Consider the following 23,623-nt stretch of genomic DNA (forward strand, 5'->3'; position numbering starts at 1 on the left):
ATAATGATAAACGTAGATGCACTGACAAAAACATTCAAAAATGTGCAAGCGCTGGACTCACTCTCCTTTCAGGCAAAAGATGGAGAAATTACCGGTCTGCTCGGGCCAAACGGAGCCGGGAAGACCACTTGTCTGCGGATTATTTACGGGCTGTTGCAGGCCGATACTGGCAAAGCCGAGATTGAAGGGGTTGATGCCAACCAGAACCCGATTGGTGCACGCCGAAACCTCGGTATATTTCCTGATAAGTTCGGGTTATACGAACGTTTAACCGTGCGCGAACAAGTTGCTTATTTCGCCGGGCTGCACGGGTTAAAAGGCAAGGAGCAAAAGCAGGCGGTTGAGAAGGTGATAGAGAAGCTGGATATTAAAGATCTTGCAGACCGCCGCACTGCAGGATTCTCACAAGGCCAGCGGATGAAAGTTGCGCTTGCTCAGGCTTTAGTACACAGCCCAAAGCACTTGATTCTGGATGAGCCCAGCCGTGGTCTGGACGTTATGAGTACCCGAATTTTAAGAGATGTGCTGCGCGAACAACGCGCTCAGGGTACCTGTATTCTTTTTTCCAGCCACGTTATGCAGGAAGTTGCTGCGCTATGCGACCGAGTGGTGGTTATGGCAAAAGGTAAAGTTGCAGCTGAAGGAACACCACAGGAACTTTGCGATATGACCGGCGAGCAACAGCTGGAAGACGCCTTCGTTAAAATTATCGGTACCGACGAGGGGATAGCAGCCTGATGAGTGCATTAACTTCTGTATGGAAAAAAGAGTTTCGGGACGCTATCCGTGATAAACGCTCCGTTTTAGCGGCAATGTCCTATGCGTTTTTCGGCCCCTTATTAATGGCCGTAGCCTTTTTCTTCTTAATAACCCAACTGACCGATCCGGCGGACGTTGAAATTACCATTGAAGGTAAAGAAAACGCCCCTCAACTCGTTGAATTTCTGAGCGAACACGGTGTTGTTGCTAAAGAAGGGGAATGGGCGAAAACCGAAACGCCGATAATATTAACCTTACCGGAAAACTGGCAGGAGAATGTAAGTAAAGCGGAGCCAGTAGAGGTAACCTTGCGTGCCGACTGGTCGGCCCAAAAGCAACAAACCGAAATTAAGCGTGTAGAGCAGGCAGTTCAGGCGTACTCCAGTCAAATAGCGGCTTACCGGTTGACATTGCGGGGTGTTGACCCGCGTGTCATGCAACCGGTGCAACTGCAAAAACAGGACTTAGCAACCCGGGGCTCAAAAGCGGCCTTGATTATGGGCAGTGTGCTGGTGTTTATTATCTTGTCCGTGTTCTGGTCTGGCATGAACGTGGCTATTGATATTAGTGCAGGCGAACGTGAGCGTAACTCACTGGAATTTTTGCTGAGTCAGCCATTAAGCACCTGGGACATTGTTACCGGTAAAGCACTGACCGCAACGACCTTTTCATTGTTCGGCGCAATACTGTCATTGGTACTCATACCCATTATATTTGCCTACGTCCCATTACACGAAATTGGTATGAACGTGAACTTTAGTGTAGGTATGATGACGCTGATGTTCATACTACTGGTGCCACTAGCCCTTTTCGCCACAGCCCTGCAGTTGTTTGTATCCTTCCGGGCTAAGAACTTCAAAGAAGCACAAACCTACATCAGCTTCTTATTGATCATTCCCATGGCAGCGTCATTCGGTGTCGAATTTGCACGGCTTAAAAATCCAATTCTCTACTATCTCCCGCTAACCGGTCAGCATCAGGCTTTTCTGTCACTGATACGCGGTGAGAACGTGAATGTCATGGGAACGGTCATCAGCGCAATTGCCACCCTGGCAGCCGCATTGCTGCTAATGAAATACATAGCCCGAATGCTCAAAAGCGAAAAAATCGTCTTCGGCCTGTAGCGGGGCTGAATAGCGAGCGCTGAGGTTACAAGGGCCATTGTGGAGGACGCCCGTAAATACATCCCTGTAGGGCTTGGGCAGCGCCATCCATGGCGCTGCACACCTCCACAATAGCCCTGTGTAACCGTCGGCGCGCTCACTATCTTCCGCTTCAGTTAAGAAGCCACTTAAGCTGTGATGAGAGAGATTAGAAGGGCTGGCTGTTCACGTGTGAGCGTTACGAGTGTTGAAAGCCTCTGTGGCGGAGTGTCGAAGGCCATGGATGGCCTTCGTCAAGCTCTCATGGATGAGCTCGTCGCGTCTCCGTCATAGAGGCTTTCAATGCTCAAGCGAAGCAAGTGAGCAGCCTGCCCCTGTCCCCCCTCAGTCGCGTAGGCGGCCGTAGTGGTAGTAGAGCCATTGGCCTAGGCGGCGGAAGCGTGGTAATGGGAAGGGCTTTACTTGTGACTGGTAGTACGGTAGCTCGGGCAGGTTTTTTTCCATGGCGGCTTCTGCCAGTCTTTGACCGGCCAGGGCGGTAAAGCTAACACCAGCTCCGCAGTAGCCCATGCTGGCGTAGATATTGTCTTTCACTTTGCCTACTCGCGGGTAATCGTCCAGTGACACACTGACCCAGCCGCTCCAGAAGTGCTCCCACTTGTTAACGTCTTGCAGTTGAGGAAAGGTTTGGTGCAAGGCTTGTAGTAAGCGTTTAGCATAAACCGCGTCGGAGGCATGTTTCCCCTGAATGGCACCACGACCACCAAACAACAGGCGGTTATCGGGCAGTAAGCGGAAGTAATACTTCAGAATACGTGTATCCATTATGGCGTATTGAGGTGACAGCTTAACGCTGGCGACTTGTTCTTTACTCAGAGGTGGGGTGGTAATAATGCTTGAGAGTACCGGTAGCGAGCGACTGGCAAGCTCTGGCAGTAACTGCCCTGAAGTATATCCGTTTGAACAAACCAGCAGCTTACGAGCGCGTACAGCGCCTTTCGCAGTTTTCAGGTATACGCCTTTGCTGCCCAGCGATACGGCCTGAGTTACCGGACAATGCTGTACTAACTGTGCTCCAGCAGCTGCCGCCCGTCGAGCCGTGGCGGCAGCTAATAACATAGGGTTTAGAGCAAAGCAGTCGGTGAAGCGTAATGCGGCATGGGCCTGCGGGCTGGCGATAATCTTTGAAAGTTCGCTCTGAGTCAGCCACTCAACTGGCTGATCAAACTGCTTTAACTGCTCATACTGTTGCTTTAATGGCTCAACAGCGCTGGGTTTGTGCGCTATTTTCAGGTAACCGCCATTTTGGCGCTGGCACTGCTCCGGGCAATAACGCAAAGCTTCTTCAATCAGTTGAAGTGCCTTTTGATGCTCATCGGCAATGTCCTGGGCAATATCAGCACCAATGCGCTCAGACCAGGCTGACAAGCCCAGTCGACCAGTACTTTTCATCACAAAACCAGCATTACGCGACGAACAACCCCAGGCCAGCTGGTTGGCTTCAAATACTGCAACAGAATGCCCGTTTTCCGCCAGAACCCGGGCCGCATTTAAGCCAGTATACCCAGCTCCAATAACAGCAAATTCCACTTCCTCCGGCGCATCCACACACTCCGGAAAATCGGCCTGCGTATGCTGCTGCCAATAACTAGGCTCAGGAGCATCATGAGGCCCCGGAGGCGCATTAACCAAAGGATCATACATAATCACCCACCTATAAAAACGGAGAGGGAAGACAGCGAGCGCTGAGGTTACAAGGACTATTGTGGAGGACGCCCGTGAATACATCCGTGTAGGGCTTGGGCAGCGCCATTCATGGCGCTGCACACCTCCACAATAGCCCTATGTAACCGTTGGCGCGCTCACTATCTCCCGCTTCATATAAAAACCAACTTAAGCCGCTATGAGGGAGGCAAAAGGGGCAGATTGTTCACTTGTGAGCGTTAAGAGTGTTGAAGGCCTCTGTGGTGGAGTGTCGAAGGCCATGGATGGCCTTCGTCAAGCCCTCATGGATGAGCTCGTCGCGTCTCCGCCACAGAGGCCTTCAATGCTCAAGCGAAACAAGTGAGCAGTCTGCCCCCAAGCACAATGCAACCTCAGCGCTCGCTAGTTGTCGAATTTCAGCAGCATTTCGCCGGCGTTGCAGTAGCAGGTGCCGTCGCATACTGGGCAGTAGTAGCCGTCTTCTACAGAGGCTTTGTACCAGCGCTTTTCATGTTGCTTAATCATTTCACCGCCGCAGCGGGTGAAATATTCATAGGCGCTGTTATTGGGGCTTTGCATCCAAATATGCGCTAAACCACCACGGCAGCCCAGTTCTTTGGCAGCTTCAATACTGCGGAACAACAACTCTTTGCCTATACCCAGGCCGCGTGCCTTTTCTGATACCGCTGCGCATTTAAAGTAGCATAGCTTCTCGGCTGGAATTGGCCAGGCGTCTGGGGTGCAAAAATCATCGATTGGCCATTGTCCGGGCGCCAGGGTAATGCGCACGCCCAACGGGGTCTCGCCGCGCAAAGCTATCCAGTTCAACTGCACGTTACCCGCGGTTCCGCCAGCCAGATACTGCTGGAAACTGTCTTCGTTCAGGTAGTTGTCGCCATGAACTTCGTTGGCCAGATCAATAACGGCCGCCATATCGGCAGCCGTTATTTCACGATAAATAATATCGCTCATTAGTAGCGGTACTCGTCTGTCTTAAACGGACCTTCCACATCAACGTGAATGTAGTTAGCCTGATCCGCGGTTAGCTTAGTGATAACACCGCCGAAACCCTGCACCATATAACGCGCAACTTCTTCGTCCAGTTGCTTAGGCAGAACTTCTACACGCAGATACTCTTCCTGCTGTTTAATTTCCATGTCGGCAAATTTTTGCTCGAACAAGTGAATTTGAGCAAGTACCTGGTTAGCGAAAGAGCCATCCATAATACGGCTTGGGTGACCTGTTGCGTTACCTAAGTTCACCAGACGGCCTTCGGCCAACAGAATCAGGTAGTCGTTGTCGTCGTCTGAACGATAAATTTTATGAACCTGCGGCTTAATTTCTTCCCAGCGCCAGTTTTTACGCATAAAGGCCGTATCAATCTCGTTATCGAAGTGGCCAATGTTGCATACCAGAGCGGTAGGCTTAAGCGCCGCCAGCATGTAGCGGTCACACACGTCCATATTACCGGTTGTGGTGACAATCAGGTCGGTATTGCTAAGTAAGTCTTTGTTAATGTTCTCGCCGTTACCTTTGTTGTTGCCGCCAATGTAAGGAGAGACCACTTCAAAGCCGTCCATGCAGGCTTGCATAGCACAAATTGGGTCAATTTCGCTGATCTTAACAATCATGCCTTCCTGACGCAGACTCGCGGCAGAACCTTTACCCACATCACCATAACCTACAACCAGAGCTTTTTTGCCTGACAATAAGTGGTCAGTAGAGCGCTTAATGGCGTCGTTTAATGAGTGACGGCAGCCGTACTTGTTGTCATTTTTTGACTTAGTTACGGCATCGTTCACGTTAATAGCTGGTACTTTCAGAGTGCCTTTTTCCAGCATATCCAGCAAGCGGTGAACACCGGTGGTGGTTTCTTCCGTAATACCGTGAACTTTTTCCAGCATCTGCGGGAATTCGTCGTGGATCATCAGGGTTAAATCACCGCCGTCGTCCAGAATCATGTTGGCATCCCACAACTCGCCGTCTTTATGGCAAGTTTGCTTTAAGCACCACTCGTATTCTTCTTCGGTTTCACCTTTCCAGGCGAAAACAGGTACGCCAGCAGCGGCCATAGCGGCAGCAGCATGGTCCTGAGTAGAGAAAATGTTGCACGACGACCAACGCACTTCGGCACCCAGTTCAAGCAATGTTTCAATCAACACGGCCGTTTGAATGGTCATGTGGATACAACCAATAATGCGGGCACCAGCCAGCGGCTTGCTGTCAGCGTATTTACGGCGGATAGTCATCAACGCCGGCATTTCAGATTCAGCAATCGCAATTTCCTTGCGGCCCCATTCGGCTAAGCTAATATCTGCTACTTTGTAGTCTTGCGAATTTTCTGCACTCATAGCGACTCTCTTTTTCAGTGATTTCTGTCAGTGAACTTTCAGTAAATTCAAGCAGTTTGAGCGTTCATAACGCGCTCAATTAATTGTTGCTGTCGGTCTTTATTCAGTCGGGGACCGAATTCAGTGACCAGTTCTGCTGCCGCGTGACTGGCTAAACGACCAGCGTCTTCCAGCGACATATTACGTGTTAAACCATAAAGCATAGCACCGGCAAACATATCGCCAGCTCCATTGGTATCAATGGCTTTAACCGGTACGCCCGGAATATGTACCTGACGTTCACGGTTAGCAATGACAGCGCCGTCTTTACCTAAGGTAATAGCAACCGTGTCTGCCTGCTTTAGTAATACGGATAAAGCGGCCTGAGGATCGTCTTTACCGGTTAATAATTCTGCTTCTTCGCGGTTGCAGAACATTAAATCGACACCACCATCCAGAATTTCATCAATTCCGCTACGGAAGAACTTCACCATGGCAGGGTCAGAGCAAGTCATAACCAGCTTTGTATTGTTTTCCCGTGCGACTTTTTTCGCATGCTGAATCGCGCCGCGCGCAATGTCTGAGGTAATTAAGTAACCCTCAATATAAAGATAGTCTGCCGCTGCAATGGCATGGTCGTCAATTTCCGCGCTAGATAAATCGGCTGTTATGCCCAGGTGAGTACGCATGGTGCGTTCGGCGTCAGGAGTCACCATAACCAGACAACGACCAGTAGTGCCCGGGTTCTTCTGTTGGTCAAGACTGGTTTCTATGCCTATTTTTTCTAAATCATGACGGTAAAACATGCCTGCTTCGTCGTCAGCAACTTTACAGCAGTAGTAGGCTTTGCCGCCGAATTGAGCGAAAGCCACCAACGAGTTAGCTGCTGAGCCACCGCCGCTTTGCTTTTTCAATTCGCCCAGTTGGCTTAGTTCTGCAATCAGAGTGTTTTGAGCGTCTTCATCAATCAGCTCCATCATGCCTTTTTTTAAATCGTGCTTTTTCAGGAAGTCTTCAGAGACTTCAAACTCCTGATCCACCAGCGCATTGCCAATGCCGACTACATCAATGGTTTTCATAATATTAAACGGTTGCTTATTAGGGCGCGTAGTATACCCGATGAGTCACTCAGGGTCGATAAATGAACAAGGCAAAAAGTGCAATAACCAGACAAGCAATGAAAAAGCCCTGCCATTGCCTTTGCCAGCGGGAAGCTCTCGGTATTAACAACTCGGCAGGTCGTCCATCAAAACGTTGTCTGGCGATACGAATTCCCTGAACTTGTATAGGCCCGCCCAAACTTACCCGGTGGCAATAGCTGAAGCTTTGTAGCCAGCTGAGCAAAATAGTAGAGAACAAAGGGTTACGTTTTAACGGCTGCAGCCTGAATTTATTACGCTGAAATAGCGCCATAAACCGTGCCGCCAGAGCCAGTATAAATGAAGGTAAGAAATGCGTGATGGTGTGAAGCCAGTGTGTTGCCAGACCAAAGTGTCGGTACTTTGCCTGTGCAACCGGCCAAACCTGAGTCAGTTCAGAAAGCGTTCGTACTCCAAGAGCCGCCAGTGGCCCACCAACAAACCAGAAGAGCAAAGGTGTAAAGCGATGTTCCAGAATACTGGTTGCGCGCAGTTCGATGCTGGTTTTGGCAATGCCGTGTTCACTCAGTAAATCGCAGTCACGCCATGTTATGCGGCTTAGCCAGGCGCGGGCGGCGTTCTTCCGGCCGCGCTGCAGATGGCTGTCGGCTAGTTTGATGGCGTGACTGACGGGCTGTTGACGCAGGCTAACCAGTAAAATTAACCAGCCAATAGCTAAAGACACTTCAGCACCGGCAAATACAATGGCCGCTGGCAGTAATACCAGCAGTGACATAGTTAACCAGGCCAAAAAACCGGCAAGGCGTTGCTGGCCGGCAGGGCGGTTGGGTTTGTTAACCTTGCCGCTCATGTAGGCGGCCATTAGCCGCAAAACGGCAAAGGGGTGCCACTGCTCAGGCCAGGGAAACCAGCGCTCTGCCAGCAAAGCCAGCAGAGCCAGAGCAACAGGTGATAATAAAATGTCGGTTAAAAGTTCCGTGTTCATGCAGCTATACTGCCACGGAGCAAGTTAAGCGGCAATTGGCTGTTTATTCTTATCTTTATTTGTTGGTACCGCGGCACGAACATGTTCAGCCTGACGGATTTTACCGTGAATGTAGTCGTGCAGCTCGGCAACGCGATAGCCAGGTTTTGCTTTAAAGCGCAGGAACGGCAGTCCGGCAGCGGCTAAGGTGTTTTTCAGGAATAAGTTACGTTTCTGCTGGTTCAGTGATGACTGACCCGGTTCCAGCTCGATAGCTGCTTTAACCTGCATGGTGTGAATGTCGCACAGCACATAGTCAAGAATGCGCTGGCTGGCTTTGTTGTGGGCATCTTTGCGTGCGGTTGAGGACAAGCCTGAGCGCACGGTAACAATGTCGCTTAAACGAACTTTAGTGAATATGCGGAAGTTGTCGCCGACCGATTTTTCCAATAGTGTCAAAAACTGATCTTCCTGCGCGGTGCACAAGGAAACGTCTTTTAGCTTATAAGGGTAGGGCACATAGTTTTCAGACATTCGGCTGGCAATAATAGCCACCGCAATTAACACTACAACAAACAACAACAGGATAATTTCCATTTTTCACACCTCATCAGAAAATTGACGCTCTGTGAGGTGTGAAGCAAAAGCTGTGCCAGCTATGGCTGCTTATGGAATTTATTTAACCCCAGTTATGCCGAGTAACCGCCGGGAACACCTTTGGTTGTGACACTGACTGCGTCGTGCGCGTGCAGTGACTCGTAGTGGTTAACCCGCAACCAGAAATCACGGAAGCTTGGCATTTGGTTTAACTGGTGTTGTAAGCGACGCGAAGCGTCCTCACAGAACATCAGGTTCTGTCCATTTAAGCGCGCAAACTCTTGCTCGTCTTCACGTTTAACGGCCGCTTGTACTGGTGTTTTAAGAGCCCCTTCAATGGCATCAATAAGTTCCACTATAGGAAAGTCATTAACACTGTCGCTTAAGGCAACTTTAACCTCAGCGACTGAACGCTGGCTGTGCGGTGTTGCAACAATACCTTCGGTGGAACCTAACCACTCGTGCATGATGCTGGCATCAACCTGTTCCTGACCGGCAAACTTCTCGCTAAAGGCATCCTGAATTAACTGACGCGCTAAAGCCGCAGAGCAAGGGCAAGTCGATGAGTAAGGGACATCGACAGACAGCTCCAGCTTTAACTGACCCGCATCGTAGCGGCCGGTTAAACTGACTGGATAAGCTTTCCAGCCCTGCTTTTTGCTAATCAGCGACTTGCGGCGCAGGTGATAGTCAAAATCAAACTTAATGAAGGCCTGATCACTGATGTCTTTATGGCTTTCGATAAAGTCATTCAGTAATTGCTTCAAAGTATCGTGACTGAGCTCACCTTCGGTCGACAGTTTGTCCAGCAGCAAATACAGGCGGGACATGTGGATACCCTTGGTTTTCGGGTTTTTCAGGTTGACGAAAGCTTCCACTTTAGCCGCTACCGGGCGTTCTGCTACGCCGGCTGCTGCTACCATCAATGGAACTTCAATATTGCTCATGCCAACCCAATCGAGAGCTCCCTCTGTCTGGGCCTGCGTTTGGTTGGCTACGTCGGGCATAACTGTTGGCATTCGTTGTGAACTCCAAGTGTCGTGAATATTGTCCGGCCTATTTGATCTTGATCAATGAGGCTCAGTCTAAAGGTGGGCATTATATCGCAGAATTTCACCAGGTGACACCGATTGCCCTAATCGATTCTGTCTGCACAGTGGTTGACTCAAAACAGGAATACGCCGAGGATAGGGTTTTGGATTGATGGAGCATAAGAAAGATGGCAGAAAAATCGGCGATAGACACCGAGCTATTACAACAATACGTCGATACCTTAGGTGTTGAAGGCGTGAATTCAACGCTGACGACTTTTGACGGTATTATTCAAAGCTATGCGCAATTATTGCATCAGGCAGCTAAAAGCCGTAATGAAGACGAGCTACGCAAACAGGCGCATAAAGTGAAAGGAGCTTGCGGTTCAGTCGGTTTAACTGCGTTATCTGAGATAATGGAAAAGGTTGAGAAAGAAGACTGGGAATGGCCGGTAGCTGAGCGTTTATTAATTGAATGGGCCGATGCGGTCATTCCGCACCGACGCCAAATTGATGCCTGGTTAGCTGAGCATCACTGAGCTTGTTGATCAACCTCGCCGATAAAGCGATAGCCTTCACCATGGATGGTGGTTATTAAGTTCGGCGTTTCCGGGTGAGACTCGAAATGCCGACGAATGCGACGAATGGCAACGTCAACGGTACGGTCATTCGGACGCAGTTCGCGATCCAGCATGCGTTTAACCAGAGTTTCGCGGTCAAGGATGCGACCCGGGTTGGATAAAAATAACTCCAACGCACGGTACTCACTTTTCGGCAAACGGAACATTTGGTTTTCCGGTGAGTACAGGCAGCGACTGTCACTGTTCAAGCGCCAGCCGTGGAACTGGAATTCAACACTGTTATTTTCAACCGGACTGCCTGAGCGCGATGCTTCAATACGGCGGCACAGGTTACGCACACGAATTGTCAGCTCTTTCGGGTTATAAGGTTTGATAAGATAGTCGTCAGCCCCTAACTCCAGTGCTAACAGACGGTCATCTTCGCTGTCACGACCGGTTAAGAAAATTAACCCAATGTTGTCGCTTTCGCGTAATGATTCAGCAAGTTCCAGACCATTCTTACCTGGCAGGTTGACGTCCATAATTACGACATCAACACGTTCCTGACGCATGATGTTTTCCATTTGCAGGCCATCAGCAGCATCAAAAACTTCGTAGCCTTCTTGTTGGAATAGACGTGTGAGGGTCTGGCGCGTAACAACTTCGTCTTCAACAATCAGTATTCTGGCATTCATAAGCGTTGATTTTCCCGGAAAGTTCGTCGCTGTGCGTACGGTGTTGAACTTATATTTATAAAAGTTATGACGTTACATTATGACTTTTGTTTGAGATTTTTCAAGCATTGCTGACCAAAGTGACAGGAAAACGGACAATAAACTCCACGCCGTTCTTTTCTTCACTAAAGAAGTGAATGTTTCCGCCCAGTACCTGAGTCACTAAATTATAGACCAAATGCAGACCCAGCCCGCTGCCACCGGAACCGCGTTTGGTGGTCACAAAAGGGTCAAATATTTTGCGATTAATATCACTGGGAACACCTTTACCATTGTCGGTATAGACCATTTCCAGCTTGTCATCACCTATCATCGTGAAACTAATGTGTACGCGGCCGCTGCTATAACCCTCAAAAGCATGGATCATAGAATTGACAATAAGGTTAATCAGTACCTGATTTAACGGCCCGGCTTTAGCGCGTACGGTCAGCCCCTCAGGGCATGAAATACGGATAGGGAATTTCTCCGGGTCCAGACGTCTGGGTTTAACTGAAATAAGAACATCGTTCATGAACGACGGAATATGAATATCCCGGTCAATTTCTGATGACTGATCAACTGCCACCTGCTTGAAGCTGGTAACCAGATCCGCCGCCCGGCCCAAATTACGGTAAATAATTTGCAGGTTTTCATCGCAATCACTTAAAAAGCGCTCGAACTCTGAGGTTGAAATTCGCTTCTCGTCGAATTTCTCCTGCATTATCGTTAATTTGTCCTGCAGCAAAGTGGAAGCGGTAACTGACAGACCTATTGGTGTATTAACCTCGTGGGCAATACCGGCCACCATGTCACCCAGTGACGCCATTTTTTCCGACTCAACCAATTGCCCCTGATACTGGTGTAATTGTTCCAGAGTTTTAAGCAGTTCACTGTTGGATTCTTTTAGTGCCTGAGTGCGCTGGGTAACCTGACGTTCCAGCTCGGTATTTAACTGGCTGGCTTCTTCTTCGGCTCTGCGTTGGCGGCTAATGTGCTGCTGTACGCGATCCAGCATGGTGTTAAATGCGTGTGCCATCATATCAAACTCAACCAGCTTTGACGGCGCCAGGCGCAGTGAGTAATTTTTGTCCCTAGCTACTTGAGAAATCACATCTACCACTCCGTCCAGTGGAGTTACAATGGTTTTTCGCAAACGTAGGGTTATTAGCCAGCAAAGTAGCAGTGTCAGCACAAAAACCACGCTGGCAATACCAATTGAGCGCCACATGAATAAACGAGCCTGCTCCAGTGAACCACGTAAATACACATAGCCAATGACTTCGTCGTCCAGTACCACGGGCTGAGAAACTTCAATGTAGTTGCCGTTAGTTTGCGGTGTCGTCAGTTTATCCAGCTTAGCGAACCGTGCCGGAATAGGAGCCAGCCCTTTTTTATTGTAACTTGAGAAAAAGGTCAGTTCGTTACTGGTTTCATCCATTTTGTAGACATGAACATGCTGAATAAACGAGGTGTTCTCTAATGAGCTCAGACGTTGTTTTTCGTTAGCGTTGTCATTAAAAACTAAGCTGCTGGCAGCGTTGCCGGCCACAATGCGGGAATAAGACAAAGCCTGATCACGCAATGAGTCCTGATACTGTGCAACCTGGCTCACAATATTAACCGTAAAACCAATAAGAAGCGCGAAGCTGGTGACCAACAACACGATATAAATCAGTATGCGCTTCAGTGAAATGGTATGCATTCAGTCTACGGCTCAGTCTCTGAAAAAGTTATATGTTTACTAATGTTAGCAAAGCGTTAACAAAAAAGGCATCGGTTAAACAAAAAAACGGCTTATTTATCGACAAGTGGCATGGTAAACACGATAACGGCCATCGTCGGCTATAACACTGCAGTTGCCAAACACCGATTCAATGACCTCTGGCCAGGGCAAGAAACGGTTCGCAACGACTCTAAAAGCACCTTGCTTATTCAGGTGTTGCCGGGCATTGCTAATAAATTCACGAGCAATTTCATAATCGGTTCTCTGTCCGGTGTGAAACGGAGGATTACTGACAATGAAATCAAACTGTCCGGCATTGTCCGGTATGCCATCGGCTAAACGCAACTCAGTTTTTACTGGTTCATTGGCCAGCGTTATCTCACTGGCAGCAATGGCAATAGGACTCACATCACAGGCCATAAGTTCAGTGGCCACTGCAGCGAGCTGCTTAGCAATAACTCCCGCACCGCAGGCAAAGTCCAGGCCCCGGCCTTTGGGTAGATCTTTTATATGTTGCAGTAACAGTAAGGTTGCCGGGTCAATATGCTCGCGGCTGAACACGCCCGGTAAAGTAACAAAAGATTCCTGTTGCTGGTGTAATTCAAAAGTAATGGTTTTGGCGTAATCCTCAATCGAGGCGCTTTGATGAACCTGCTCATTGCGTTGACTGGAAAAAAGCAGGCAATGGTTTGCCGAAGCCAGTTTTTGCGGCGGCTGTAACCACTCAGGCAAGTGCTTCATTAAAGGTTGAATACCCGAGCGTTTTTCGCCAGCAAACCACACCGGGGTGCCAGCCGGCAACGACGCTAACTGTTCCAGTAAATACTGATTCAGTTCTTTTTCCTTTGCTACCAGGAATAAAACACCGTCGTAATGATTAAGGTTAGGAGGTTGAATTTGGCAAAAAATCGGGCGCCCGGCAGCTTCCCAATAAGCCGCGTGGCCCGCGTGAAAACTCCAGGCCGAGGCATTAGGTAAGGCCGATAACTCGCCACCACCGGGGTGAATAACCAATAATGAGCCATTAGCCCAGGGTTGCGCGGACTGACGCCCAAGCATGGATAAAATTGCAGCTGACATAGTGATACTTAACGGATTAGAGTAAGCTGTCTACTCGTAGTTGTTTGTCCTGAAGTAAGAACATTGTACCATTTCGATGTTCTTTTATGCGCAGACTTTTCTCTTTAAAGATAAACAAAATACCCGGAAAGACTTCTTTGCTGACCATAGTGCGCAAAACTGGGTGGTTTTCGAAAGCCTCCAGTATTGAATCTATGCTGGTTCGGGTATTAATAATGCGGATCTTAAGTTTGCGTAACTCAATTTTTAGTTTTTTCTGGTATTCCAGCTTTTTCACACCATCTTCCAGTTTGTCGCAACGATTTAACCCTTGCTGTACCACTTTTACCCTGGCCAGAGTTTTTGTCAGCAACGCTCGCATACTATTTAAATGCTCAAGCGACTGAGGGTCAGCAGGCGGCAGCGACCAGTAAATTCGGGTTTTTGTGCCGGCTGGCGCGCCCAACTGCCCACAATAGACATGATCACAGGTTTCAATAGTGCCGCCAATGAGTTTGCCGCGGGCATTACGACCTTCACCACCAATGGCCAGAGGGCCTTTTGTTATAACATGGCAATGGGTTAGTTGTTTGTCTGTATTCACACCCGTTTGAGCTTCAAAGTAGGAATACTGGGCATAGGCACACCAGATGGAGCCGCCCGCAATAAGTTTGGTGGACACGTCAGGTATCCATTCATCGCCGTCTTCGTCGTTCTCAGCATTATCGCCTGAATGAATCAGATGACCGATACAACCTTTACGCACCGTGATATTGCCTTCGGCATGTAACTCGGCTGAATCGACATAACCACCTACCGTAATATCGCCTGAACAAGTGACTTTCATTCCTTCACTGACATTACCGGTGACAATTACGCTACCCTTAAATTTAACGTGGCCAGTTGATACATCGACGTTGTTTAGCTGCATAACATCATCAACCTGCACGCTGTTTTCGCTAAAGCTGGGCATGCCGGTCCGGTCTGCAACAATTAAATTGGCATCGGTATCGCTAACACGAGTGCCTTCACCGGGTTTAAAGTCGCGGTCCTCACCGTCGCGGGCTTCCAGTTCCTGGCCAAAAACAGTAAAGCCAGCGCGACCTTTGCTCGGAGGTATTTTCTGTAATAGCGGATGGTCAGGATTAACCGTGACTTCAGCACCTAAATCGCGCATGTCTGCCGTACCGTCTTCACGTAACTGAGGACGTAAAACGCGCTTGCGGGCATCGTCTGTCAGGGGTTTAAATTTGGCATTACTGCCATTGATAGGGTATTTGCCCTTTGCCACAGTAACTGACAACTCAGCACCCGGTGGAGCTTCATTAGTGTGCTGAACTAGTGCGTCAATAGCCTTGCGCTGAATGCCGGAGGTAATTTTCTTTTCCTTCAGCTTGGCAATGATAATTTCCTGCGTCAGGGCTTTGCCGCCATAACCGACAATACCGCTGGCGGTGACTTTCATATCATCGTCGCTTACCTGCAAATTTAAATCGGCGTCAAAAATCTCAGCAATAGCGACTTGAAAGGGAATGCTGCTGTTAGAGTCTTTACTGTAATGCTGGGCGTACTTTGTTGCAGTTTGTAGCAGCATTTGAGGATCAAGTAATTTGGCAGCCGAAAACTTAGAAGCCTGCCAGGCTTGCTGGAGTTTATCTGCTTTGACCTCTGAGGGAGGAGTGCCGGCATCAATACTGATGTACACATCTCTTTCAGAAACCCGGAAACTGACCGGACTGGACATAGGGCGCCTGTACTCTAACTGTTGTTATAATTTTTATCGGGCTATTTTAACGAATGTTTACCCTTTTTTGTATTAAATTTAATCGTCCGGGACAACATCATTACAGTAGCTTGCTATTTTTTCATTCACTGCGGCTAATTCAGCGTTAACTTGTTTAACTGCTTCAATGCGTTGTTCGTAAGTCTTTAACTGCCAGTCTTTGAAAAGTTGTGCAGCCAAAAGGCTCAAGTCAGTCGCGCCAATAGTAGCACTTAAACTTTTTAACGTATGTAACTGTAAGCGGGCCGCTTCAACATCTTCTAATAAGTCCTCTGTATTCAGCAAAGGAGCAAACTGTTCCAGATAACAGTTCAGCACTTCCCGGTAGAGGCTGTGCTGATTGTCACAATGGCGCAGACCGCGGTTAAAATCAATCTGTGCTGAATTACTGCTCATAAGGTTTGTTCTCGTAAACCTCGGTAAAAGAATCAACGCTTTCGGTGGCGTCCGACATGGCGTCTTTATCAAACTGTGCAACATTGAATAAGGCTTCGCCTTCATTAGCTACCGGAATATTGCTGCAGCCTATAATAATGCCGCGTACCGGAGATTCAATCGCATCGCCTTCGCCACCATGCGGGTTAACGCTTAAGGCTAATACTTGTTGTTTCTGAATGGTTTGTCCCAGTTCAACTTTGGGAATAATAAGGCCATCCCGTTCTGCCCGAACCCAGGTGGAGCGACGGGCAATGACGGGTGTAATACGACGACCACGACGGCGGCCTTTCATCATTTTTAAATGCTTCATGACATTCTGTACGCCAATAACACCGGCACTTATCGAGGCTTCATCAAAGCGCAGTCCTTCACCGGCCTCGTATAAAATTAGAGGAATACCGAGCTCATTGGCTAAAGCCCGTAACGAACCGTCGCGCTCTTTAGAATGCAGAATAACCGGCGTGCTGAAAGCTTTCGCCATAGCCAGTGCGTTCTCATTTTCAACGTCCACCCGAATTTGCGGAAGATTACTGCGGTGAATAGCACCCGTGTGTAAGTCTACAATGTGGGTCGACTTTTTGACCAACTCTTCACTGAACAAATACGCCATACGACTTCCCAGCGCCCCCCGTTCCGAGCCGGGAAAACAACGGTTTAAATCACGTCGGTCGGGTAAGTAGCGAGACTGCTGAATAAAGCCAAATAAGTTAACAATAGGCACCACAACTAAAGTGCCGCTTAACGTGCGGGCATCGGTGGTATTAATTAAGCGACGGCAAACTTCAATGCCGTTCAGCTCATCACCATGAATAGCCGCACAAACCAGCAATACCGGTCCGGGCTTGGTGCCATGAAATACATCTATGCGTAAGTCCAGCGGTGCATCGTTATATAAACGCAACGCGGGCAGAGTTATATGCTGATGCGACCCTGGTTCTACCCATTGTCCAGCCAGTTCAAAACCGTTCATTTTATCCTTGCCCTTTGGTACGGGTTTTATGCGCTTTGGCGTTTTTCTCCAGGAAGGTAATAATTTGTGACGCAACGTCTTTCTCGGTTGCCTGTTCAATACCTTCAAGTCCGGGTGAAGAGTTCACTTCCATAACTAATGGGCCGTGGTTAGAGCGTAAGATATCCACACCGGCCACATTAAGCCCCATAGTCTTAGCCGCTTTAACCGCCGTTGCGCGCTCAGCCGGAGTCAGCTTAACTAACGACGCGCTGCCACCACGATGCAGGTTTGAACGAAATTCTCCGGCTTTAGCCTGACGCTTCATTGCCGCAATAACTTTATCACCAATAACCAGACAACGAATGTCCGCACCACCCGCTTCTTTAATGTATTCCTGCACCATAAAGTTGGAGTGCAGACCCATAAAGGCTTCAATAACACTTTCAGCGGCCTGACGGGTTTCGGCTAACACCACGCCAATGCCCTGAGTACCTTCCAGCAATTTAATAACCAGCGGTGCACCACCAACCATGTCAATCAGGTCAGGAATGTCCTGCGGCTGACTGGCAAATCCGGTGGTAGGCAGGCCGATGCCTTTTCGAGACAGCAATTGCAGCGAGCGCAACTTGTCGCGGCTACGGGAAATAGCGACTGATTCATTTAACGGATAGCTGCCTATCATTTCAAACTGGCGCAAAACAGCGGTGCCATAAAAGGTGATCGACGCACCAATACGCGGAATAACGCAGTCGTAGTGGGGCAGTTCCTTGCCGTGTTTGTGAATGGATGATTCACGCGCATTAATGTTCATGTAACATCTTAGCGGGTTAAGCACGTCAACTTCGTGTCCACGCTCTTCAGCGGCTTCCACTAAGCGGCGGGTTGAATAAAGTGAGGCATTACGCGATAAAATCGCAATTCTCATTGCTCTTCTCCTAATAAGTGAGAGGCTTGTGGATCTACGATAAAGTTTCCGCGCATGGCTTGTCGACCCAATAACATACGGAACTTCATAGTGTCTCTGTTAGTTAATGTCAGTTCGACCGCCTGGTCAAACTTACCCAGTTGTAACCGGGTTCGGATCACATAACGGATTTCGGTATGACCGCCGGAATCGGTCACTTCGCGTTTATCAAATACCGGCGCTTCGCAAACTTGTTCGCGTAAAGAGCCTTGCTCTGGGTGCATAAAAATACGCAACCACTCCTGCCCGTCGCGTTCAAAAGGTTCAAGTTTGAACGCGTGCAAACACGAAGTTTTGGCACCAGTATCGACTTTCATATGAATGAGATTAATATTGAGTTCAGGAAGTGCTCCCCACTCTTGCCAGCCAATTGTTGTCATTGTGCTACCTTGTTGTAAATCTTGAATGCTTAATACAGTATTTTTGGTAAAACGCAATTTTTATTTATGTAGCCTGACATTCATGTCAGGTGTGATAGCTTTTTACGTAAGCAACGAAAACTGCTACTTTTGATAAAATAAGTAATAAGACTCAACTTAAGGATAGCCTATGTCGGTTTGCCCATCTTGTGATTGTCGAAAACCTTTGGGGTTTGGCATTAAAATGGCCTTTCAGCCCATTGTTGATATTTCTGACAAAAGCGTATTCGCACACGAAGCTCTGGTGCGCGGAGAAAACGGCGAGGGCGCAGGCCGAATATTGGGGCAAGTGACAGAAGACAACAAGTACACTTTTGATCAAACCTGCCGGGTTAAGGCAATAGAGACCGCGTCTCGTATTCAATTACCGGGTAGTTTGAGCATTAACTTTATGCCTAACGCTATATATGAACCGGAAACCTGTCTGGCAACCACCTTATCGACGGCCCGCAAAACTGGATTCGACCGGAATAAAATTATTTTTGAGGTGACTGAACAGGAACAGGTTGTGAGTCAGGAGTTTCTGGTGGAAGTGTTTGAAGCTTATCGTAAAGAGGGGTTCAGAACCGCTATCGACGACTTTGGTGCCGGTTACGCCGGGTTGAATTTATTGGCTGACTTTCAGCCGGACATCCTGAAAATTGATATGAAGCTTATTCGTGATATTAATCACAATAAAGTGAAGCAAACTTTGGTTCGGTCCATTCAGCAAATTTCAGAAGAGCTGGGGATTCAGCTTATCGCCGAAGGCATTGAAACCGAAGACGAGTATAAATACCTGCGCGACAGCGGCATTACCCTAATGCAAGGCTACTTCTTCCAGAAGCCCATGCTGGAAGCCTTCCAGAACATTAATTTCCCGTAGCCTGACATTTATGTCAGGTGAGATCCTGGTTCTGTGCGCCTTGTAGCCTGACATTTATGTCAGGTGAGATCCTGGTTCTGTGCACCCTGTAGCCTGACATTTATGTCAGGTGAGATATCGCTCCTGACGTAAACGTCAGGCTACGCACGCGATGCCTGCAACTTCTGCAAATGGGCTTTAAAATCGTAAATGTCGCGGTCCAGCGCATTGGAACTTACGTAAAGGTCATAGCCAAGCAATTCCCGCATTTGTTCCATGCGCTTACCAAACACACCAATTAGCCCCTTGTAGACCGTGCCATTCGGGCTGATGTAGCTGTCCGGAATATCAAAGTAAGGCGTATAATCCTCACGATCGGGGGCCTGATGCCGCAACGCCATGGTCAGCAACTGACGCTGCTCGAACAATAGAGCAGAAGCAAGCCGGGGGGAAATATCGTCCAGCACTTCTTCAACCTGATACAACCGGAACCCCAGAAAGGGCGCGTCTTCAAGCTCCAGCACCCGGTTCACGCGGGGAACGTCGTAACGAATAATATTGTCCCAGCGAATCTGCCATTGTCCACGGCGGTGCAAATAACGAATACCTTCTTCGGTAATCACCAGTGAAACCGGAGGCTCTATCACTTTACCTATGCCTAACAGCAAGAATATGCCGGACGTTGCGCCGAGCACCACAGTAACACCCACCGGAATATCGTCCCGCACCAGATGAAGGAAAACCAGTAGCGCAAACAACAGTACAGCTAACCCACAAAAGGTTAATGCATTGCGCTTAGCCTGAGGACTGACATTAAATTGCATAGTTTCTCCTACGTACTGGATAACCCACCGACATTGCCCGTAATACTGATTCTGTGCTCCGTAGCCTGACATTTATGTCAGGTGAGATACACCCGGGAAAAACGCCGTCCAAATCATCAGGCGATGCTGTGTGTTCAACATCGTTCCTGACATAAATGTCAGGCTACATTATGGGGTGAACAGGCAACACCACGTTTTACATAAACATCCGCTGCAATATCTGCCGGGTGAAATCCTTCTTAAGATAAAAGCCCCGTGGGCGCACTTCAATTATAGTACCTTCCGGACCAATGGCCTCGGTCAGCGCCGAGCCATCTGCGGCTTTGGGGCGAATTTGCATGGCTTCACCCTGACGTGCGGTAATGCTCTCAACCTGCCCCAAAGCAATACGGTCCATGTGTTCTTCCCAGTCGTTGCGTAGCAAAGCTTCTTCCTCAGCACTGGGTATCCACAAAAACGCACTGCCAACAACCCGCTCAGCCAAAGGCACTTCGCGGCGACCGTCAATAGGTAGCCACAACACTTGTTGTAATTTATTTCGTACGTTAGATGTTGCCCATTGGACGCCCTGAATATTCACCAGCGGAGCCGTACAGACAAAAGTGGTTTCCAGTGGTTCACCGTCGGGCGTTACCGGCAGGGTTTTCAGTTCAACACCCAGCTCAGGAAAGTCCTGCGTGGGCTTAGAGCCCGCAGTGGCGCCCAGTTGCAGCTCCAGTAGTTGTCCTACCCAGCCTTTATCGCGGCGCAAATCTTTGGGTACCTGTAATCCGGTTTCAGCAGCCAGATCAGCAAATGTACGGCCAGCTAAAGCCGCCGCGCGCTGAAACAATTCATCAATGGACTGAGGGCGTTGTGGCTTGTCGGTCATGACTTAAATCTTCGTAAATAGTGAATCAGCATTTGCCCGCAACCGGGCTTTATGGAAGAATCCACTGTAACAGAGAATAATTGAGGATGCTCGCGTGATAGATGCAGAAGGGTTCCGGGCAAACGTAGGAATCGTCATCTGTAACGGGCATGGGCAGGTATTTTGGGCTCGTCGAATTAACCAGCAAAGCTGGCAGTTTCCGCAAGGAGGAATTCACGAAGGCGAGACCCCTGAGCAGGCAATGTACCGCGAACTCTACGAAGAGGTCGGGTTAAAGCCAGAGCAGGTTGAAATTCTGTACACCAGCCGTCAGTGGTTGCGTTATCGCTTGCCAAAGCGCTTAATTCGACGTGAACAGCGGCCCATGTGTGTTGGACAAAAGCAAAAGTGGTTTTTGTTACGGCTAAAATGTCGTGAAGAAGACGTAGATGTATTACATTCAGGCCACCCTGAATTTGATGGCTGGCGCTGGGTCAGTTATTGGTACCCGGTGCGGCAGGTCGTATCCTTCAAACGCGATGTTTACCGTCGGGTGATGAAAGAGTTTGCCACGCAGGCGATGCCATTTCGAGCTTCGGGAGGGCGTCAGCACAGGCGCAAACGTTAAATATGATGTTGGTTACATTGCAAAGGATAGTCCAGGGCGTCAATAAAGCGCCTGATTTCAACATGGCATTAACTACCATGGTGAGTCAGGTGCGCGAAGCCTTAGAAACCGACAGTTGCAGTGTATTTTTGGCCGACAACGACCAGCGTCAGTTTGTTATGGCGGCCAGCGACGGCCTCCGCGCCGAGGACGGCAAACCCGTTCGGGTCGACTTTGGCGAAGGCATTATCAGTTTAGCGGCACAACGAGAAGAGCCCTTAAACATTGCCGATGCCAGCATGCATCCCGCCAACAAAAAGCTCAGCGATACCAACGAAAATATTTATAAGGGCTTACTAGCCGCTCCTATTATCCATCGCCGTAAAGTGCTGGGTATTGTGGTGGTGCATCAAAGCGTAGCGCGCAGTTTCAGTCGTGAAGAAGAAGCTTTTATTGTTACTTTGGCAGCGCAACTGGCGGCAGTTATAGCGCATGCCGATGCCAAAGGCTTGCTGGTCAGTGAGCACTCACCCTGGATACACAGTTTAAGAGGTCTGCCCGGCTCGCCCGGTGTGGCCGTAGGTGAGGCTTATGTGTCGCGACCAGAAGCGCGTATAGATGAGGTGACTCCGCGGCGTTCCGACAAACCCATTCACGAAATTCGCAAGTTCCGTCAGGCGGTTGCCCGTACCCGGGCCGACTTAAAAGAGCTTTCCAGACGCATGGCGGGGCAGGTCCCGGATGACACTCTGGCCATATTCGATGTGTACCAGGGCATGCTGGACGCGGCCAGTATGGGCGACGCCGTCGAAAACATGATTAAAGAAGGCTGGCGCGCGCAAACGGCGTTAAAATATGTGGTCGAGCAGTTTGTCGCTCAGTTTGAAGCACTGGAAGACTCATACCTGCAAGAACGCGCCACCGATGTTCGTGACATAGGCCAGCGGGTGCTTTTGCACTTGCAAAACCGTCAGCGCAAACGCACGCCTTTGCCGGACAATTTCATTTTGATAGCGGACGAAGTCACTGCTTCAATGCTGGCGGAACTGCCACGTGAACAAATTGCCGGTATTATTTCGTTAAACGGTTCCAGCAACTCGCATGCGGCCATTATGGCGCGCAGCATGAACATTCCTGCGGTGCTGGGTGTCGACGACATTGAACTGCATTTTTTCTCTGACCGCCAGCTGGCTGTGGATGGTTATACCGGCGAAATTTATATTGACCCGCCAGCGCAGGTATTAACTCAGTTTCATCAGTTAGCCGAAGAAGAACAAGAGCTGCGTGATATTGTTACTGAGCACAGCCATTTGCCGGCAGAAACCCAGGACGGCCAGCGTGTTAGCCTGCATCTGAACCTCGGGCTGGATGTTACTCACGACTACCTAAAAACGCTGAACATAGATGGCGTGGGTCTGTATCGCTCAGAAATACCTTTCATGATGCGTGACCAGTTACCTACCGAAGACGAACAAACCGAAATGTATCAGGAGGTGCTGGAGCAGTTTCCTGATCAGCCAGTGGTTATGCGTACACTGGATGTTGGCGGCGACAAGCCGTTACCCTATTTTCCCTTAAAAGAAGACAACCCTTTTCTGGGCTGGCGCGGTATACGGTTAACTCTGGACCATCCGGAAATTTTCCTGATTCAAATTCGCGCTATGCTGCGAGCCAGTATTGGCAAAAGTAATTTGCGTATTTTGCTGCCCATGATAACCAGTACCAGCGAAGTTGACGAAGCGTCACGGCTTATCAAACAAGCGTATTTTGAGGTAGCCGAAGAGCAGGGCTGTGAAGTGGGTGTTAACCTGTTTCAGCCGCAGCTGGGCGTGATGATAGAAGTGCCCGCCGCTATTTATCAGTTGCCGGCTATGGCCAGCAAAGTCGATTTTTTCTCGGTCGGCAGTAATGACCTGACACAGTACTTGCTGGCCGTTGACCGCAACAACCGTCGCGTTGCCAGCCTTTATGACGCCTACCACCCGGCAGTATTAGCCAGCCTGGATGAAATCGCCCGGCGCTGCGAAGAAATTGGTAAGCCCGTTAGTGTCTGTGGCGAGTTAGCCGGTGATCCGGGCGGTGCTTTACTGCTGGTGGCTATGGGTTATCGACAGCTCAGTATGAACAGTTATAACGTCGACCGGGTGCGCTGGATACTGCGTAATGTGCGTTCCAGCACGTTAAACGTGATGCTGGCTAAAGCTTTGCAGGCACGTAACCCCGATCAAATTCGCAAAATGATTGCCGAGAAGATGGAAAGCATCGGACTCGGTGGTTTTGTCAGAGCAGGGAAATAAGC

At 49.1% G+C, this 23,623-nt stretch carries 23 protein-coding genes; 6 read left to right on the plus strand and 17 right to left on the minus strand.

Annotation, left to right across the window (positions count from 1 at the left end; all coding sequences use genetic code 11):
• Positions 1 to 3: 3 nt before the first annotated feature.
• Both ACN0RF_RS11795 and ACN0RF_RS11800 read left to right on the plus strand, forming a co-directional pair.
• The gene (locus tag ACN0RF_RS11795) at positions 4 to 738 is read left to right on the plus strand and encodes an ATP-binding cassette domain-containing protein (protein ID WP_417439155.1); all 735 of its coding nucleotides are present in this window, start codon (positions 4 to 6) and stop codon (positions 736 to 738) included.
• Positions 738 to 1,883 carry an ABC transporter permease gene (locus ACN0RF_RS11800; RefSeq protein WP_417439156.1) on the plus strand — a complete coding sequence of 382 codons (1,146 nt, stop codon included), beginning with the start codon at positions 738 to 740 and terminating at the stop codon, positions 1,881 to 1,883. Before ACN0RF_RS11795 ends, ACN0RF_RS11800 begins: the two co-directional genes overlap by 1 nt.
• Before the next feature lie 363 nt (positions 1,884 to 2,246).
• Here ACN0RF_RS11800 and ACN0RF_RS11805 read toward each other — a convergent pair whose 3' ends face one another.
• From ACN0RF_RS11805 to folE2, 7 genes are all read right to left on the minus strand, one after another.
• On the minus strand, positions 2,247 to 3,566 hold the full coding sequence (locus ACN0RF_RS11805; RefSeq protein WP_417439157.1) for an NAD(P)/FAD-dependent oxidoreductase: 1,320 nt from the start codon (positions 3,564 to 3,566) through the stop codon (positions 2,247 to 2,249).
• A 402-nt stretch (positions 3,567 to 3,968) separates the two neighbouring features.
• A complete protein-coding gene (locus ACN0RF_RS11810; protein WP_417439158.1) occupies positions 3,969 to 4,538 on the minus strand; it encodes a GNAT family N-acetyltransferase in 570 nt (189 codons plus the stop codon).
• Positions 4,538 to 5,917, minus strand: coding sequence for an adenosylhomocysteinase (gene ahcY / locus ACN0RF_RS11815; RefSeq protein ID WP_417439159.1), 1,380 nt, complete (start codon positions 5,915 to 5,917; stop codon positions 4,538 to 4,540). The genes ACN0RF_RS11810 and ahcY overlap by 1 nt, the downstream gene beginning before the upstream one ends.
• Before the next feature lie 47 nt (positions 5,918 to 5,964).
• A complete protein-coding gene (locus ACN0RF_RS11820; RefSeq protein ID WP_417439160.1) occupies positions 5,965 to 6,975 on the minus strand; it encodes an adenosine kinase in 1,011 nt (336 codons plus the stop codon).
• A gap of 49 nt (positions 6,976 to 7,024) precedes the next feature.
• Positions 7,025 to 7,981: a cobalamin biosynthesis protein CobD/CbiB gene (locus ACN0RF_RS11825; protein WP_273025240.1), complete on the minus strand. Its 957-nt coding sequence runs from the start codon at positions 7,979 to 7,981 to the stop codon at positions 7,025 to 7,027.
• A gap of 24 nt (positions 7,982 to 8,005) precedes the next feature.
• Positions 8,006 to 8,557: a DUF2726 domain-containing protein gene (locus tag ACN0RF_RS11830; protein ID WP_417439161.1), complete on the minus strand. Its 552-nt coding sequence runs from the start codon at positions 8,555 to 8,557 to the stop codon at positions 8,006 to 8,008.
• A 92-nt stretch (positions 8,558 to 8,649) separates the two neighbouring features.
• Positions 8,650 to 9,576, minus strand: coding sequence for a GTP cyclohydrolase FolE2 (folE2, locus tag ACN0RF_RS11835; RefSeq protein ID WP_273025238.1), 927 nt, complete (start codon positions 9,574 to 9,576; stop codon positions 8,650 to 8,652).
• Positions 9,577 to 9,776: 200 nt separating this feature from the next.
• Here folE2 and ACN0RF_RS11840 point away from each other — a divergent pair, with 200 nt between their 5' ends.
• Positions 9,777 to 10,127, plus strand: coding sequence for an Hpt domain-containing protein (locus ACN0RF_RS11840; RefSeq protein WP_273025237.1), 351 nt, complete (start codon positions 9,777 to 9,779; stop codon positions 10,125 to 10,127).
• Here ACN0RF_RS11840 and arcA read toward each other — a convergent pair.
• The 8 genes from arcA to ACN0RF_RS11880 all read right to left on the minus strand — a co-directional run bounded on the left by arcA (position 10,121) and on the right by ACN0RF_RS11880 (position 18,160).
• Positions 10,121 to 10,843: a two-component system response regulator ArcA gene (gene arcA / locus ACN0RF_RS11845; RefSeq protein WP_034818483.1), complete on the minus strand. Its 723-nt coding sequence runs from the start codon at positions 10,841 to 10,843 to the stop codon at positions 10,121 to 10,123. The genes ACN0RF_RS11840 and arcA overlap by 7 nt on opposite strands.
• A gap of 100 nt (positions 10,844 to 10,943) precedes the next feature.
• Positions 10,944 to 12,563, minus strand: coding sequence for an ATP-binding protein (locus ACN0RF_RS11850; protein WP_273025236.1), 1,620 nt, complete (start codon positions 12,561 to 12,563; stop codon positions 10,944 to 10,946).
• Between the two features lie 96 nt (positions 12,564 to 12,659).
• On the minus strand, positions 12,660 to 13,664 hold the full coding sequence (locus tag ACN0RF_RS11855) for a methyltransferase (protein ID WP_417439162.1): 1,005 nt from the start codon (positions 13,662 to 13,664) through the stop codon (positions 12,660 to 12,662).
• 16 nt (positions 13,665 to 13,680) lie between these two features.
• Positions 13,681 to 15,387 carry a DUF342 domain-containing protein gene (locus ACN0RF_RS11860; RefSeq protein WP_417439163.1) on the minus strand — a complete coding sequence of 569 codons (1,707 nt, stop codon included), beginning with the start codon at positions 15,385 to 15,387 and terminating at the stop codon, positions 13,681 to 13,683.
• A gap of 78 nt (positions 15,388 to 15,465) precedes the next feature.
• On the minus strand, positions 15,466 to 15,822 hold the full coding sequence (locus ACN0RF_RS11865; RefSeq protein ID WP_417439164.1) for an Hpt domain-containing protein: 357 nt from the start codon (positions 15,820 to 15,822) through the stop codon (positions 15,466 to 15,468).
• On the minus strand, positions 15,812 to 16,834 hold the full coding sequence (locus ACN0RF_RS11870; protein WP_417439165.1) for a succinylglutamate desuccinylase/aspartoacylase family protein: 1,023 nt from the start codon (positions 16,832 to 16,834) through the stop codon (positions 15,812 to 15,814). The genes ACN0RF_RS11865 and ACN0RF_RS11870 overlap by 11 nt, the downstream gene beginning before the upstream one ends.
• A 1-nt stretch (position 16,835) precedes the next feature.
• Positions 16,836 to 17,741 carry a 30S ribosomal protein S6--L-glutamate ligase gene (rimK, locus tag ACN0RF_RS11875; protein WP_417439166.1) on the minus strand — a complete coding sequence of 302 codons (906 nt, stop codon included), beginning with the start codon at positions 17,739 to 17,741 and terminating at the stop codon, positions 16,836 to 16,838.
• A complete protein-coding gene (locus ACN0RF_RS11880; protein ID WP_417439167.1) occupies positions 17,738 to 18,160 on the minus strand; it encodes an ATP-dependent zinc protease in 423 nt (140 codons plus the stop codon). Before ACN0RF_RS11880 ends, rimK begins: the two co-directional genes overlap by 4 nt.
• Before the next feature lie 169 nt (positions 18,161 to 18,329).
• Between ACN0RF_RS11880 and ACN0RF_RS11885 the strand changes: the two genes are divergently transcribed.
• Positions 18,330 to 19,064: an EAL domain-containing protein gene (locus ACN0RF_RS11885; RefSeq protein ID WP_417439168.1), complete on the plus strand. Its 735-nt coding sequence runs from the start codon at positions 18,330 to 18,332 to the stop codon at positions 19,062 to 19,064.
• Between the two features lie 140 nt (positions 19,065 to 19,204).
• On the opposite strand, the gene ACN0RF_RS11890 is transcribed toward ACN0RF_RS11885, so the two are convergent.
• On the minus strand, positions 19,205 to 19,867 hold the full coding sequence (locus tag ACN0RF_RS11890; protein ID WP_417439169.1) for a DUF2982 domain-containing protein: 663 nt from the start codon (positions 19,865 to 19,867) through the stop codon (positions 19,205 to 19,207).
• 196 nt (positions 19,868 to 20,063) lie between these two features.
• A complete protein-coding gene (mutH, locus tag ACN0RF_RS11895; protein WP_417439170.1) occupies positions 20,064 to 20,738 on the minus strand; it encodes a DNA mismatch repair endonuclease MutH in 675 nt (224 codons plus the stop codon).
• 94 nt (positions 20,739 to 20,832) lie between these two features.
• Between mutH and rppH the strand changes: the two genes are divergently transcribed.
• Positions 20,833 to 21,345, plus strand: a complete 513-nt coding sequence (gene rppH / locus ACN0RF_RS11900; RefSeq protein WP_011233763.1) for an RNA pyrophosphohydrolase — start codon at positions 20,833 to 20,835, stop codon at positions 21,343 to 21,345.
• Between the two features lie 5 nt (positions 21,346 to 21,350).
• Positions 21,351 to 23,621: a phosphoenolpyruvate--protein phosphotransferase gene (ptsP, locus tag ACN0RF_RS11905; protein ID WP_417439280.1), complete on the plus strand. Its 2,271-nt coding sequence runs from the start codon at positions 21,351 to 21,353 to the stop codon at positions 23,619 to 23,621.
• Positions 23,622 to 23,623: the final 2 nt, after the last annotated feature.

This window comes from Idiomarina sp. (assembly GCF_048260185.1).
In the GTDB taxonomy this organism is placed as follows: domain Bacteria; phylum Pseudomonadota; class Gammaproteobacteria; order Enterobacterales; family Alteromonadaceae; genus Idiomarina.